Origin of the sequence: Flagellimonas halotolerans, assembly GCF_035818535.1 — a bacterium.
Lineage (GTDB): Bacteria > Bacteroidota > Bacteroidia > Flavobacteriales > Flavobacteriaceae > Flagellimonas > Flagellimonas halotolerans.
Genome location: NZ_JAYKYV010000002.1, coordinates 200,012 through 214,546 on the forward strand (window position 1 = coordinate 200,012; position 14,535 = coordinate 214,546).

Annotated in this window: 13 protein-coding genes; 6 read left to right on the forward strand and 7 right to left on the reverse strand. The window is 41.1% G+C overall.

Annotated elements, in window-relative coordinates; genetic code table 11:
• Positions 1–21: 21 nt before the first annotated feature.
• Positions 22–1,125, reverse strand: a complete 1,104-nt coding sequence (locus tag VM932_RS04085) for a M14 family metallopeptidase (RefSeq protein ID WP_326277292.1) — start codon at positions 1,123–1,125, stop codon at positions 22–24.
• 283 nt (positions 1,126–1,408) lie between these two features.
• On the opposite strand from VM932_RS04085, the gene VM932_RS04090 reads away from it, so the two are divergent.
• Both VM932_RS04090 and VM932_RS04095 read left to right on the forward strand, forming a co-directional pair.
• Positions 1,409–1,816 (forward strand): helix-turn-helix transcriptional regulator, encoded by a 408-nt coding sequence (locus VM932_RS04090; RefSeq protein WP_326277293.1) that lies wholly within the window; start codon positions 1,409–1,411, stop codon positions 1,814–1,816.
• A 59-nt stretch (positions 1,817–1,875) separates the two neighbouring features.
• Positions 1,876–2,226, forward strand: coding sequence for a DNA topoisomerase IV (locus VM932_RS04095; protein WP_326277294.1), 351 nt, complete (start codon positions 1,876–1,878; stop codon positions 2,224–2,226).
• A gap of 40 nt (positions 2,227–2,266) precedes the next feature.
• On the opposite strand, the gene VM932_RS04100 is transcribed toward VM932_RS04095, so the two are convergent.
• From VM932_RS04100 to VM932_RS04125, 6 genes are all read right to left on the reverse strand, one after another.
• Complete coding sequence (locus VM932_RS04100; RefSeq protein WP_293163043.1) at positions 2,267–3,229, reverse strand: sterol desaturase family protein; 963 nt, start codon at positions 3,227–3,229, stop codon at positions 2,267–2,269.
• 65 nt (positions 3,230–3,294) lie between these two features.
• The gene (locus tag VM932_RS04105) at positions 3,295–5,922 is read right to left on the reverse strand and encodes a DNA gyrase/topoisomerase IV subunit A (protein ID WP_293163040.1); all 2,628 of its coding nucleotides are present in this window, start codon (positions 5,920–5,922) and stop codon (positions 3,295–3,297) included.
• A gap of 15 nt (positions 5,923–5,937) precedes the next feature.
• On the reverse strand, positions 5,938–7,806 hold the full coding sequence (locus VM932_RS04110; protein ID WP_326277295.1) for a DNA topoisomerase IV subunit B: 1,869 nt from the start codon (positions 7,804–7,806) through the stop codon (positions 5,938–5,940).
• Between the two features lie 102 nt (positions 7,807–7,908).
• Positions 7,909–8,811, reverse strand: a complete 903-nt coding sequence (locus VM932_RS04115; RefSeq protein WP_326277296.1) for a DMT family transporter — start codon at positions 8,809–8,811, stop codon at positions 7,909–7,911.
• A gap of 67 nt (positions 8,812–8,878) precedes the next feature.
• Complete coding sequence (gene ychF / locus VM932_RS04120; protein ID WP_326277297.1) at positions 8,879–9,973, reverse strand: redox-regulated ATPase YchF; 1,095 nt, start codon at positions 9,971–9,973, stop codon at positions 8,879–8,881.
• 234 nt (positions 9,974–10,207) lie between these two features.
• A complete protein-coding gene (locus tag VM932_RS04125; protein WP_326277298.1) occupies positions 10,208–10,561 on the reverse strand; it encodes a 4Fe-4S dicluster domain-containing protein in 354 nt (117 codons plus the stop codon).
• An 85-nt stretch (positions 10,562–10,646) separates the two neighbouring features.
• Here VM932_RS04125 and VM932_RS04130 point away from each other — a divergent pair, with 85 nt between their 5' ends.
• The 4 genes from VM932_RS04130 to VM932_RS04145 all read left to right on the forward strand — a co-directional run bounded on the left by VM932_RS04130 (position 10,647) and on the right by VM932_RS04145 (position 14,503).
• The gene (locus tag VM932_RS04130; RefSeq protein ID WP_326277299.1) at positions 10,647–11,693 is read left to right on the forward strand and encodes an acyl-CoA reductase; all 1,047 of its coding nucleotides are present in this window, start codon (positions 10,647–10,649) and stop codon (positions 11,691–11,693) included.
• A gap of 73 nt (positions 11,694–11,766) precedes the next feature.
• The gene (gene serC / locus VM932_RS04135; RefSeq protein ID WP_326277300.1) at positions 11,767–12,831 is read left to right on the forward strand and encodes a 3-phosphoserine/phosphohydroxythreonine transaminase; all 1,065 of its coding nucleotides are present in this window, start codon (positions 11,767–11,769) and stop codon (positions 12,829–12,831) included.
• 5 nt (positions 12,832–12,836) lie between these two features.
• Entirely contained in the window at positions 12,837–13,790 is a 954-nt protein-coding gene (locus tag VM932_RS04140) for a D-2-hydroxyacid dehydrogenase (protein WP_326277301.1), read from the forward strand.
• Positions 13,791–13,864: 74 nt separating this feature from the next.
• A complete protein-coding gene (locus VM932_RS04145) occupies positions 13,865–14,503 on the forward strand; it encodes a DUF937 domain-containing protein (protein WP_326277302.1) in 639 nt (212 codons plus the stop codon).
• Positions 14,504–14,535: the final 32 nt, after the last annotated feature.

Genomic DNA, 14,535 nt, shown 5'->3' on the forward strand with positions numbered 1-14,535 from the left:
AGAACCTTTGAGAAATGATTTTTATTTATTGATTTTCAGGAGTAAATCAAGAATTTCGTTTTGGGAAGCTGCAAATCCAAAATCCTTGGTATCAACACATTCTATGGTTTGATGTCCGTAAAAACCTTCAAGAGGGCCAATTTCCGCTATTTCCGGCTTAAAAACGATTTTGTCGTTTTTCAACACTTCCTTATATCGAATTCCTACCGAATGTCCTGCATCAAATTCAGGATTTACCGCCTCTGGATGCTTTACCAGCACATCAAAAAATAACTTATGGTTACCTGGAATTGAAAAATAATCACCTGTTTTATAGTCGTCGATTTTATCTGTGGCAATAATTTTCAACGCTTCTACAATCGATAAAAAAATTAACTCTCGGGTTTTCTCCCGCTCATAGTCTTTGGGATAATGGCCGGACTCAAACAAAATGGTCGGCACCCCCAACATTTGCAGTGTATCTCCAATGCAATTATCGTTGAATCCGTCATCGTACCTGCCCACCTGCCCCGGAATATGTTTTTGCAACATGGCGTCCATACCAATAATCAGTTTCATGGCCACTTCCCTTGCGGGGGTAATGTGGCGTTCTGGGTTGCTTGCCGGGGATAAAAAAGAGACCGTCGCCGGTTTGTCCGTTTTACCGGCACTAAACAGGGTGCGCTGATCATGTAGGTTAAAACAAAAATCCGGCTGAAACGATTCAAACAGTTTCCGGAAAGCTATGCTTTCGGGCTGTGTCAAATTTTTAGCATCGCGGTTCAAATCAACTTTATTTATATTCTCGCGGGTATACTCATTGGCCCCATCCGGGTTTAGCATGGGTATAACCATTAAGGTACATTCCTTTAAAATTGACCTGGCCAATGCTTCCTCCGATTGCATAAAATTGACCATGTCCCATACCGCCTTGGTCGTGGTTGATTCGTTGCCATGCATTTGGGACCAAATAAGCACCTTCTTTTTTCCCGTCCCCATTTTAAGAGCATTTATTTTAATGCCATTGACGGAATCCCCGATATGGATTAAAGGTGATGATAGTTTGGAGAAACAAGGCTGAATGGATGCTGTGTTAATGTATCTACCTTGAATGGACTTCTCTTTATATAATGAATAATCAAGCATGAAGTTTCGGAATTAAAGTTTACAAAAGTAACCAACCTAAATTTTACAATTGTAATCAATTTTGAATCACATCGTGACACATTTGTAACTCAAATTGATGTGTCCCCCCTTCCTTTTGTGATAAATGTAAACAATAATTTTACATCTTTACATAAATAACATTATATCAGTAATTTATAATTAGTTATTTGAATTCTTAATTTAAAAAAAATAATTTAATTCATGGTGTATTCTCTATCTTAATTTGAATTGTGCTATCTTAGATATTAAAAAATTTACAATTGTGAACAAAGAGATTGTAACCCGTATAGAAACTGTTATCGAGCATTTGGAGTTATCTGTTTCTGCCTTTGCCGACGAGATTGGTGTGCAGCGTTCGAGCATCTCCCACTTGTTGAACGGACGAAATAAGCCTAGCTTGGATTTTGTGATGAAATTGGTCAACACCTACCCCGAAGTGGATTTGTATTGGCTGTTAAAGGGTGAGGGACGATTTCCAAAGGAAAGCGCCGATCAGGCTGAAATCAATGACACTAAAATCACTAAAAAGATAGAAGAACCGTATGTAGATGATTTTGTCATTCCCTTTTCTAAAGAAAAGAAGCACGAGCTACAGTCCAAAAACCCGTATAAGATAGTTATGTTTTATTCCGATGGTACTTTTGAGGTTTACAACACAAAAAAGGATTGACCCTTTCAACTACTTTCCGTTACTTTGTAGGTATGACAAAACATCTTCTTTTTGGGTCAATGATACTATTGTTTTTGGCCTGTGGGCAGCCGCCACAACGTAATTGTAACGATTTTAAAACTGGTAAATTTTCGTTCACCGCAATCATAAATGGTGAAGAGAAGAAAACCACATTCAACAGAACCACAGATTTGGAAGTGGATGAATTTGAAGGGGAAACGGATTCTTCATCGGTTCGCTGGATAAACGATTGTGAATATGTGCTAAAAAACTTGAACCCCAAGAACAAGGCAGAAGAAAAACCGATTCACATCAAAATATTGACCACTACTGAGTCTTCATACACTTTTGAGTACAGCGTAGTTGGCGATAATCGCAAGTTTAAAGGGACAGCCCATAAAATAGATTGATTTAGGGAGTCGCAAATTCAATAATTTGGATTTATAAAAATCAGTTGGGTCTTTGGTAAGCAAGTTCTGGGCTGGCTTCCTTTTGTTTTTTGAACAATCGCTGTTGTTGCTTCACTGTTAAAGTGCTACCATCGTGGCTCCATCCTGGAGGGCCAAAAATGTACATTAATTTATGGGAGAGTTTTTTCGATTTTTTGACATCGTTCCAAATATCCTTGAATTCGTGGGTAAGGATAACTACGGGATTGTATGATTCTGGAGCATGGATTACGCCGTACTTAACATCGACATCATCATCAAGCTCCTTCCATGTGCCAAATATTTTATCGAAAATATTCAAGAAACCGCCGTGGTTTTTATCTAGGTACTCTACATTTTGTGCGTGGTGTACTTGGTGCATGGTGTGTGTGTTGAATATTTTTTCCAAAAATCCGAGTTTGGGAACGTAAACCGTGTGCAATTGAAATTGCCATAATGCTTCAATCCCTAAACATACCAGTACCATTTCCGGTGGAAAACCAATTGCAGGCAACCATAAGTAAAAGAAGGGTTTGTATAAAATAGTGAACCATCCGTTTCTTATCGCCGTACCTAAATTAAAATTATCGGAAGAATGATGCACTATATGTGCAGCCCATAAAATACGGACCTCGTGATTGGCCCTATGGAACCAATAATAGGTGAAATCGTCTCCCAATTGACAAAGAATCCAAACGTACCATGCATATCCAAAGGATTCATACCCCATAATGTTGGTTCTTACTCCTCCAACAACTGGATTGAACAACTCATAGGTCCCTTCAAAAAGGAGTATGGCAAAGGCAACCTTGAACAAAGGCCCAAGGATAGCAGAGCCAATCCCCATAAAACCACTGGCCGCTAAATCTTTCCAGTTATAAAGATCGTGGTGTTCGTGATCATGGGTTTTACTGTAAGTTAATTCTAATAAAATAAAGGCAATAAATACTGGTACACCATATACCAGTGGGTTTGTAAAATCCATATAGATGTATTAATCGGTCTGCTTGTAAAGTGTGTAACTCGCGTGAAAATTAGCCATAAATCACATCAAAACAAAGTGGTTTGGTCAGAACTGTCATTCTTAGTGCCAATATCATTATCATCGTTGTCTATTTGCTCTTCATCCACTACTTCAATGTCTTCGGTTTTTTGTTCCTCGGGTTCCTCGTAAGGTAAGGAATCCAAAACATTTATATTTTTCACTTTTTCTGGAGTAAGCTGATTTCCAAGTGCTTTTATGCCTTTTACGGCAATAAATTCTTCCACGTTTATTTCTTGGTTTGGTTTAGGGTCTTTGCCTCTGGGCTTAACAAATTCAATTTCCAACATGGGTCTCCAGTCGGTAGATACCAGCTCCAAATACGATTTTGAATCTTCGGAGATCACCACCTCTTCTTTGTTGGGGCTTTCCACCAAAAACCTTTTCAAGTAAAAACGTTCCTTATCACCTACGTAGTGCACTACCGAAATAGGTTTGTCGGGATTCCACTTTTCCAACACGATCATATCGTCATTAAATCTTGTCAGTAAATCTGGCGGAATGGTTTTTACAATCCCCTTCTGGTCTATCACCAACAATAGGTCGTCGCCCCGGAACTCACCGAGCAACTCCCCTCGTCCATCCACATTAAGGCGACTTACCACATCATCGAACCAAATTTTTCTTGGTTTAAGTGTAGACACGCCTTTTTCTTTTAGTTCGATGCGTTTTACGGCATATTTGGTGACTAAATTTCCTTTGGAGCCCCTTCCCTTGATTAGAACATCGGAAAAATCCAAATCCCATTTTAATTTTTTGATACTGCCTGATTGGCGTAACATTACCGTGACCACCTCAGCTTCACCATTTGGGTTTGCTGAAAAATAAAGTACTTCTGCGGATGGCTTATCCCCAGCCAGTTGATAAATTTTGTCCCTTGTCATACTGGTGACATTAAACCTTTTGATGTAGCTTGGCCCACCTTTCATGAGCTTGTAGATCATATTGTAAGTGGTGCGCTTGTCCTTCTTTTTGAAAACGGCCACATGGATAATGTTTTTTCCAACAAACACCTTGGAGTCCACTTTGGTCACCATCATCTCCCCTTTCTCAGTAAACACAATAATGTCGTCGATATCACTACAATCGGTAACGTATTCATCCCGCTTTAAAGAGGTGCCGATAAAGCCTTCTTTGCGGTTTACATAGAGTTTGGTGTTTCTGATGACCACTTTGGTGGCTTCAATATCATCAAAAATCTTTATTTCTGATTTACGTTCCCGTCCAGCACCATATTTTTTCTTTAATTCCTTAAAATAGTCGATGGCGAACTCGACCAAATGCTCCAAGTGATGCTTGGTCTGGGCAATCCTATCTTCCAAACTTTCAATAAGTTGTTGTGCCTTGTCCAAATCAAACTTTGAAATTCGTTTGATTCGTATTTCAGTCAAACGAACAATATCATCCCGGTTCACCTCTCTTTTTAAATGTGAAATGTGTGGCTTCAAGCCTTTGTCTATGGCTTCGATTACACCTTCCCAAGTTTCCTCTTCTTCTATTTCGCGATAAATCCTGTTTTCGATAAAAATTCGTTCCAAGGAAGAAAAGTGCCATTGCTCCTCCAACTCGTCCAACTGTATTTCAAGTTCTGCTTTAAGTAGTTCCACAGTATTGTCAGTGGATCTTTCAAGCATCTCCTTAATACCGATAAATAAGGGCTTGTTGTCTTCAATCACACAGCCAAGCGGGGATATGGACGATTCGCATGCCGTGAACGCATAGAGGGCATCAATGGTTTTATCAGGAGAGATGCCGTTGGGCAAATGCACCAAAATCTCTACTTCGGCGGCCGTGTTGTCCTCTATCTTTTTTATTTTGATTTTCCCTTTATCATTGGCCTTTAAGATAGAGTCAATTAAAGAGGAAGTGTTGGTACCGTAGGGTATCTCATTGATGACCAAGGTATTCTTGTCCAAGGTCGATATTTTTGCCCTCACCCTGATTTTTCCTCCTCGCATCCCATCATTATAATTGGTCACATCAATGACCCCTGCCGTTGGAAAATCAGGATAAATGGTAAACCTTTTTCCTTTTAGGTGTTTTATGGATGCATCTATCAACTCGTTAAAGTTGTGCGGGAGTATTTTTGTGGAAAGGCCTACCGCAATGCCCTCGGCTCCTTGAGCCAAAAGAAGTGGAAATTTAACGGGCAGATTTACAGGTTCTTTTTTTCTGCCATCATAAGAAAGTTGCCACTCCGTAATTTTTGGACTATAAACCACTTCCAAAGCAAATTTGGACAATCTGGCCTCGATATAACGCGGTGCCGCTGCTCCGTCTCCTGTTAAAATGTTCCCCCAGTTCCCTTGGGTGTCGATAAGTAAATCCTTTTGGCCAATTTGCACCATGGCATCGGCGATACTCGCATCACCATGTGGGTGGTATTGCATGGTGTGCCCGACTACGTTGGCCACTTTGTTGTATCGGCCATCGTCCAGTTCCTTTAGCGCATGCATGATCCTGCGCTGCACGGGCTTAAACCCATCCTCAATAGCAGGTACGGCACGCTCCAATATTACATACGAGGCATAATCCAAAAACCAATCCTTGTACATCCCCGTTACCTTGATCAGGCTGTCTTGGGACTCGTCATGGTTTTCTAAACTCTCATCGTTCAGTTCTTCATTTTCTTCCATTTAGAAAGTCGGCATTTATTTGGGTTGTAGTTGGTTTTCTTCCACTAAATCAAGTTCCACTTTAAGGTTGTTGATGATGAATTCTTGCCTGTCGGGAGTATTTTTTCCCATGTAAAACTTCAGCAGTGCATCAATGCTCATAGCTTTGTCCAGCATTACGGGTTCCAAGCGAATATCATCACCGATAAAATTTTTGAACTCATCCGGAGAAATTTCTCCCAATCCCTTAAATCGGGTGATTTCTGGTTTTCCGCTGAGTTTTTCAATGGCATTTCTTCGCTCTTCATCACTGTAACAATAAATGGTTTCTTTTTTGTTACGTACCCTAAATAATGGGGTTTGCAGAATATATAAGTGGTTTTCTTTGATCAATTCAGGAAAAAATTGTAAAAAGAAGGTAATCAACAATAATCGAATGTGCATTCCGTCCACATCGGCATCCGTTGCAATTACAATATTGTTATATCTGAGGTCTTCCATGGAATCCTCGATATTGAGTGCCGCTTGCAATAAATTGAATTCTTCGTTCTCGTAAACGATTTTTTTGGACATTCCGTAGGAATTCAATGGTTTGCCTCGCAAACTGAATACCGCCTGCGTATTCACATCCCTGGATTTGGTAATGGAACCCGATGCGGAATCCCCCTCTGTAATAAACAGGGTGGTCTCCAAACGGCGGTCTTTTTTCATGTCCTGCAGATGGATGCGGCAATCTCTTAGCTTTTTATTATGAAGACTGGCTTTCTTGGCGCGGTCCCTGGCCAATTTTCGAATGCCCGAGAGTTCTTTACGTTCTTTCTCAGCCTGAACAATTTTCTTTTGAAGAGCGTCGGCAGTTGCTTGGTTCTTATGGAGGTAATTGTCCAAATGCGTGCCTATAAAATCATTGATGTAGGTACGGACGGTAGGCAAATCGCCTCCCATATCGGTCGAGCCCAGCTTGGTTTTGGTCTGGCTCTCGAATACAGGCTCCATCACTTTAATGGAAACTGCGGAAATGATGGATTTCCGAACATCCGAAGCATCATAATTTTTACCGTAGAAATCACGAATGGTTTTTACGATGGCTTCCCTAAATGCGGATTGATGTGTTCCCCCTTGTGTGGTGTGCTGTCCGTTTACAAAGGAATGATACTCCTCACTGTATTGGGTTTTGCTATGGGTCATGGCAACCTCAATATCATCACCTTTTAGGTGAATGATGGGGTAGAGGAAATCCTCGTCATTGTTATTGTCTTCCAACAAATCCTTTAAACCATTTTCCGAATGGAATTTTTCACCATTGAAAACAATGGTCAAACCGGGATTTAGATAGACGTAGTTTTTGAGCATGCGCTCTACATACTCGTTCCTGTACTTGTATTTTTTAAAGATGGATTCGTCGGGGATGAAACTTACTTTTGTCCCCTTTCTTCTGGAAGATTCTCCCAAAAGTTCTTCGTTGACCAAATTCCCTGTTTCAAACTCAGCGGATTTGGATTGGCCGTCTCGGTTGGATTCTACCCTAAAATAAGAGGAAAGTGCATTCACCGCTTTGGTACCTACCCCGTTCAGTCCCACGGATTTTTTAAACGCCCGGGTATCGTACTTACCACCTGTATTCATTTTGGAAACCACGTCCACCACTTTTCCCAGTGGAATGCCACGACCGTAGTCGCGAACGTGAACGGTATTGTCCTTAATGTTGATTTCGATGGTCTTTCCCGCCCCCATCACAAATTCATCAATGGAGTTATCGAGCACTTCTTTTAGAAGAATATAAATACCATCATCTGCGGAGGAACCGTCGCCCAATTTTCCGATATACATCCCCGGACGCATACGAATATGCTCCTTCCAGTCCAGCGAACGGATATTATCCTCAGTATATTGGGTATCTGCCATTAGTTAAGGGTTAATCATTGCAATATAAAATTTAGGAGCAAAAATAAAAGGGTGTAAGGTAGAAAGTAATCAACAATAGGAAACAATAATTGTTAATATATATCAGCCTTTAGCCCGCCTTTTTCCTTGGATTGATAGATAGGTCACTCCAAAAATAACAACCATCATTCCAACGAGCTGCCAATACGTGAGTTTTTCGTTCAAAAACACAAAGGCAAGTAAAATTGTGGAAATGGGGCCCAGGCTTCCCAATATTGAAAAATTGGATGCACCTAACCTCTCGATGGCGGCTGAAACCAAAAAGGATGGAATCAATGTGGCAAAAATGGCCATGGTTAGACCATACACGTAAACGGGCCAAGGATAATCCATAAAGTTTCCGTTGCCAGATACCAAATAATGGACGACAATGCAGATGGTGGATACGATCATGGCGTAGCAAGTGAATCGGAGTACTCCAAATTTTGGTATCAACCAACCACTGCCCACTAAATAGGAGGCGTAGGTGATGGCGCTTAACAATACCAAAAATCCTCCCCATAAAACTTCGTTGCCCGAAACGTCCAACTCATCCCAAAAGGTTATCAACACTCCAATATAAGTAATGGCAATGGCAATAAATTGAACTCGGGTAATTTTTTGTTTAAAAATAAGCCAACTCAGGAATACTACAATGGTCGGGTACACAAATAAAATAATACGCTCCAATCCTGCTTTGATGTAATTCAACCCCAAAAAATCGAAATAACTGGCCAAATAGTAGCCAACGAAACCAAAAAGAAAGAGCCACGCATAATCTTTGGTTTCAATTTGAGGTTTTGCGGATTTTTTCCGAATCAAAAAGAGAATAATAATATAAAACGGCAAGGAAAATAGCATCCGAAACAACAGTAAATCAAGTGTATCCACATTGTAACGGTAGGCCAATTTTACCATTACGGCTTTGGAAGAGAATAGCACCACTCCCAAAATACCATATAAAATTCCTAAACCTTTATTGGACATATAGCAAAGCTATTCCATGCCCATAAATTGGAAAATCACATGATTGGTGAATTACAATGCCCAGTGCTTAAACGTTAAATCTAAAGTGCATCACATCACCGTCCTTAACAATGTATTCTTTGCCTTCCACGCGCATACGACCTGCTTCTTTCACTTTAGCTTCGCTCCCATATTTTACGTAATCGTCGTAAGCGATAACCTCGGCGCGGATAAAGCCCTTTTCAAAATCGGTATGGATAACACCTGCTGCCTGTGGAGCGGTTGCCCCTACGGGAATGGTCCATGCGCGGACCTCTTTCTCCCCAGCAGTAAAATAGGTTTCCAGATCAAGTAATTTATAAGCACCACGAATTAATTTGGCAGAACCGGGCTCGGAGAGTCCAAGGTCTTCCAAAAACATTTGGCGCTCTTCATAGGTCTCCAATTCGGTAATATCGGCCTCAGTGCCCACAGCTAAAAAAATAACCTCTGCATTTTCGTCAGCCACTACTTTTTTTACTTTTTCAACATAGGCATTGCCATCAACGGCAGAGCCTTCATCTACATTACAAACATACATTACGGGCTTGTCCGTAATCAACTGCAATGGTTTTACAAATTCTTCTCGGCCATCTTCGCCAATTTCAATGGCTCTGACCGATTTTCCAGCTTCCAAACCTTCTTTTAACGCAGAAAGTACGGCTTCTTCCTTTTGGGCTTCTTTATTGCCTGTTTTGGCGGCACGCTTTACTTTGTCGAGCTTTTTCTCAACGCTTTCCAAATCTTTTAACTGCAATTCCATATCAATGGTCTCCTTGTCCCGAATCGGGTCTACGGAACCATCAACGTGCACTACATTATCGTTATCAAAACAGCGAAGTACGTGCAGAATGGCATCGGTTTCGCGGATATTTCCCAAAAACTGGTTTCCAAGTCCCTCTCCTTTGCTGGCACCTTTTACCAAACCGGCAATGTCCACAATTTCTACCGTTGCGGGAATCACACGCTCGGGATTTACCAATTCCTCCAATTTCTCCAAGCGTTGGTCGGGCACGTTAACCACACCAATATTGGGTTCTATGGTACAAAAAGGGAAATTGGCACTTTGTGCCTTTGCGTTGGACAAACAGTTGAAAAGTGTTGATTTTCCTACGTTTGGTAATCCTACAATGCCTGCTTTCATCTAAATTCTTGTGTTTTGAGGCTGCAAATATAAGTTGAAGTTTTGGTACTGGAACCTAATAACCTTGAATGAGTAAATAGAAACCCATCACTACCAAGGCTATGATGCCAAAAATGGCGATCAAGGACAATATGCATCCCGCTTGTTTCCAAATACCGTTGTATACTTTCTCTTTTTCTTGCATAAAAAAACCCCGAACCTTGGTTCGGGGCTAAATTAAATGTTTTTTATTGCTTAGCCATTGGGGTGCATAAACTTTTGCTTGCCCAATAGTTCTTCTTCACTTTCTACGTGGTCTTCATCGGGAACACAACAATCCACAGGGCATACCGCTGCACATTGGGGTTCTTCATGAAATCCTTGACATTCCGTGCATTTATCCGGAACTATATAATAAAGCTCATCGCTAACAGGTTCTTGAACTTCATCGGCATTGACCTCTTTGCCATTGGGCAAAACTACATCGCCGGTCAGCGAAGTTCCATCACTATATCTCCATTCATCCGCACCTTCATAAATTGCTGTGTTTGGGCATTCTGGCTCGCAAGCACCACAATTTATGCACTCATCTGTTATAATAATTGCCATAATTTTCTTTTCCTTTTGGGTTGATTCTTATCAGCATGCTTACTTTTGACAAAAATAAACCCTACTAAATTAGTGTACAAATTTAATGGCTCCGTATATTAAAACCATAGAAGCTTTTGTTAAACTTGGAAAATACCTAACGGATTTTTGTGATAAATGTTATTCCAAAAGCACGCAAGTTGATGCTGAATTCAAGGAAATCATATCCAAGGTTGGACACCATAACGGGTGGTTTACCGAGGACAACATATTGTTTTCCCTAAAGCAATGGGGCGATTTACTTACTGAAGAAAATCTCAAAGACTGGTTTTCCCATTATACCTTTAACAAAACAAGTGAGCCTAAAACAGTGGGCATTGTAATGGCGGGCAACATCCCGCTAGTAGGTTTTCATGATTTTTTATGCGTATTGCTCTCTGGAAACAAGGTGTTGGCCAAACTGTCGTCCAACGATAAAGTGCTGCTACCATACCTGTCAAAATATTTGATTCAACAGGAACCCTCACTCGCAGATAGGATCGGGTTCGTTGAGGGAAAACTCGAAAACTTCGATGCCGTTATCGCCACGGGAAGCAACAATACGGGCCGTTATTTTGAATATTATTTTGGAAATAAGCCCAACATCATAAGAAAAAACAGAAATTCGGTCGCTGTCCTTACTGGAAATGAAACCGAAGAAGAACTAAAATCACTTGGCGAGGATATTTTCAGGTATTATGGCTTGGGTTGTCGCAACGTGTCCAAAATCTATGTGCCAAAAGAGTATGATTTTGATGCATTGTTCAAAGCGCTCTATGATTACAATGAGATTATTCACCAACATAAATATGCCAATAACTACGATTACAACAAGGCGGTTTATTTAATGAGTCAATTCAAGATTTTGGATAATGGATTCTTGGTCTTAAAGGAAGACAAAGGCCTCTCCTCCCCTATTTCTGTAGTGTTTTACTCATATTATGATGATGAAACAAGTTTGAGAAAAGAATTGGAAGCACTTGAAGAACAAATCCAATGTGTGGTTTCAAGTAAATCAACAGGAAACGAGGTGAAATTTGGAGAAACGCAAAAGCCAAGTCTTAACGACTACGCGGATGGAGTCGACACTATGGAATTCTTACTTCAACTTTAAGAAAATCCCAACCTGTTGAACCGTTTATAGATCCAACAATTTTTAAGACCTTTACCCCTTAAACCCCTAGGTAATGAAAAAGCACAATTTTAGCGCAGGCCCTTGTATTTTGCCCTCAGAGGTAATGCAAAAGGCATCCGAAGCCGTCCTGGAACTGGATGGCATTGGTCTTTCACTTATAGAAATCTCCCACCGCAGCAAAGCGTTTGTGGACATTATGGAAAAAGCTAGAGCCCTTGCTCTGGAACTTTTGGGACTCGAAGGCAAAGGGTACCAAGCTTTGTTCCTACAGGGGGGGGCAAGCATGCAATTTCTAATGACCGCCTATAACCTTTTGGAGAAAAAGGCAGGATATGTAAACACGGGAACATGGAGCCAAAAAGCCATTAAGGAAGCTCGCTTGTTCGGTGATATTGTGGAAGTAGCGTCTTCCCAAAAGGATAATTTCAACCATATTCCGAAGGGGTTCGGTATTCCCTCCGATTTGGATTATCTGCACCTAACTTCCAACAATACCATTTACGGAACGCAGTTTAAGAAATTTCCAAAAACCGATGTGCCCTTAGTATGTGATATGAGTTCCGATATCTTTTCCAGACAACTCGATTTTTCTCAGTTTGACCTGATCTATGCAGGAGCACAAAAAAATATGGGCCCGGCCGGAACAACTCTTGTGGTTGTAAAAGAGGATATTTTAGGTGAAGTATCCCGAAAAATACCATCAATGCTGGATTACTCAATTCACATCGCCAAGGACAGTATGTTCAATACCCCGCCTGTTTTTGCGGTCTACGTTTCCATGCTTACTATGCAATGGTTGAAGGATTTGGGAGGAATCGCCGCTATCGAGGAAATCAATGAACGCAAAGCGAACTTGATTTATTCAGAAATTGAACTCAACCCCGTTTTTTCTGGAATTGCCGCCAAGGAAGACCGCTCCAATATGAACGCCACCTTTAACATCACCGATGACGAATTAAAAGATGTATTTGATGAAATGTGCAAAGAAGCAGGAATAAACGGAATAAACGGCCACCGTTCCGTTGGTGGTTACCGTGCTTCCATGTACAACGCACTTCCTTTGGAAAGTGTAGGCGTGTTGGTAGATATAATGAGTGAACTCGAAAAGAAAGGATAAATTTAATGGCGAATATTTTAGCGAATGACGGCTTGGCCCAATCAGGAATCGACTTGCTTGAAAAAGAAGGTTTCGAAGTAAAAAACACAAGGGTCGCCGAAGAGCAATTGGCAAATTATATCAACAAAAACAACATTGAAGCGCTTTTGGTGCGCAGTGCCACCAAAGTAGATAAAAAACTCATTGATGATTGCCCAAAATTAAAATTGATTGGTCGCGGTGGTGTTGGTTTGGACAATATTGATGTAAAATATGCAAAATCCAAAGGCATACATGTATTCAACACGCCAGAGGCATCTTCAGAATCGGTAGCTGAACTGGTTTTTGCGCATTTGCTCAATGGGGTCCGCTTTTTGCACGATTCCAACAGAAATATGCCTTTGGAGGGCGACAGTCAATTTAAGCAACTCAAAAAGAGTTACGCAACTGGTATTGAACTTCGCGGAAAAACCTTGGGAATAGTAGGTTTTGGCAGAATTGGTCAAGCTACCGCTAAAATGGCACTTGCTTTGGGTTTGGAGGTGCTATTTACAGACCATAATACAAAGGAAGCCACTTTGGATCTTACCTTTTTTGATGGACAATCCGTTAGTTTCAATTTGAAAAACAAGGATTTAAAAGAAGTGCTCGCAAATTCTGATTTTGTGAGCCTGCATGTACCATCACAAGAAAAATACCTGATTGGAAAAAAAGAATTGGCACTCATGAAACCAGGCTCTGGAATTGTAAACACCTCACGCGGTGGTGTTTTGGATGAAGTTGCCTTGGTTGAGGCTTTGGATTCCGGCCATCTGGCCTTTGCAGGACTCGATGTGTTTGAGTCAGAACCCAATCCAGAGATTAAAATATTGATGAATCCCAAGATTTCTCTCAGTCCCCATGTCGGTGGTTCCACAATTGAAGCGCAACAACGTATCGGGATTGAATTGGCCCAAAAGGTTATCAAATTGCTAAAGTGATGGGGTTCTGGTTGTAAACTCTTTTCTAACCCCATTTTTTTGTACATTGTCTTTTTAACCTTAACACTAACACAATGTCAGGATTACTAGATTTGATAAATAGCCCAATGGGCAAACAATTGGTCAGCGGTGTCGCCGGTCAAACAGGACAACCAGAAGGCAAAACAGCAGATGTTTTGAGCATGGCCATGCCCCTTTTAATGGGTGCCATGAAGAAGAATGCATCGACCCCGGGAGGGGCGCAAGGACTTATGGATGCGCTCTCTTCCAAACACGATGGCGGTATTTTGGACGATTTGGGAGGCCTTTTCGGAGGTGGTGTGGACCAAAATGTAATGGATGATGGTGCCGGAATCTTGGGCCATATCCTTGGTTCCAAACAACCCCAAGTAGAAAATGCCTTGAGCCGCAAGTCAGGTATCGATGCTGGTACAGTCTCACAAATATTAAAAATTGCTGCCCCTATTATTTTGGGCTATTTGGGAAAACAGACCAGGCAACAAAATGTAAGCAGTCCCGAAGGATTAAATGGCCTTTTGGGTGGACTAATGGGTGGTGGAAAAACAGCGGCCAAACAACAATCCCTTGTGGAAGCCTTTTTGGATAGTGATGGAGATGGCAGTGTTATAGATGATTTAGCTGGATTGGCCCTTGGAGGAGGTCAAAACAAAGGCGGTCTTGGTGGAATGCTGGGCGGGCTTTTCGGAAAATAAAAATTCAGCGAACGGTATTTAACAAAGCCATT

Coding starts and splice junctions, on each gene's coding strand:
- VM932_RS04115 (WP_326277296.1), bottom strand. CDS start 8,811: ATGTCCAATAAAGGTTTAGGAATTTTATATGGTATTTTGGGAGTGGTG.
- VM932_RS04145 (WP_326277302.1), top strand. CDS start 13,865: ATGTCAGGATTACTAGATTTGATAAATAGCCCAATGGGCAAACAATTG.
- VM932_RS04085 (WP_326277292.1), bottom strand. CDS start 1,125: ATGCTTGATTATTCATTATATAAAGAGAAGTCCATTCAAGGTAGATAC.
- VM932_RS04095 (WP_326277294.1), top strand. CDS start 1,876: ATGATACTATTGTTTTTGGCCTGTGGGCAGCCGCCACAACGTAATTGT.
- VM932_RS04130 (WP_326277299.1), top strand. CDS start 10,647: ATGGCTCCGTATATTAAAACCATAGAAGCTTTTGTTAAACTTGGAAAA.
- VM932_RS04110 (WP_326277295.1), bottom strand. CDS start 7,806: ATGGCAGATACCCAATATACTGAGGATAATATCCGTTCGCTGGACTGG.
- VM932_RS04125 (WP_326277298.1), bottom strand. CDS start 10,561: ATGGCAATTATTATAACAGATGAGTGCATAAATTGTGGTGCTTGCGAG.
- VM932_RS04105 (WP_293163040.1), bottom strand. CDS start 5,922: ATGGAAGAAAATGAAGAACTGAACGATGAGAGTTTAGAAAACCATGAC.
- ychF (WP_326277297.1), bottom strand. CDS start 9,973: ATGAAAGCAGGCATTGTAGGATTACCAAACGTAGGAAAATCAACACTT.
- VM932_RS04100 (WP_293163043.1), bottom strand. CDS start 3,229: ATGGATTTTACAAACCCACTGGTATATGGTGTACCAGTATTTATTGCC.
- VM932_RS04140 (WP_326277301.1), top strand. CDS start 12,837: ATGGCGAATATTTTAGCGAATGACGGCTTGGCCCAATCAGGAATCGAC.
- serC (WP_326277300.1), top strand. CDS start 11,767: ATGAAAAAGCACAATTTTAGCGCAGGCCCTTGTATTTTGCCCTCAGAG.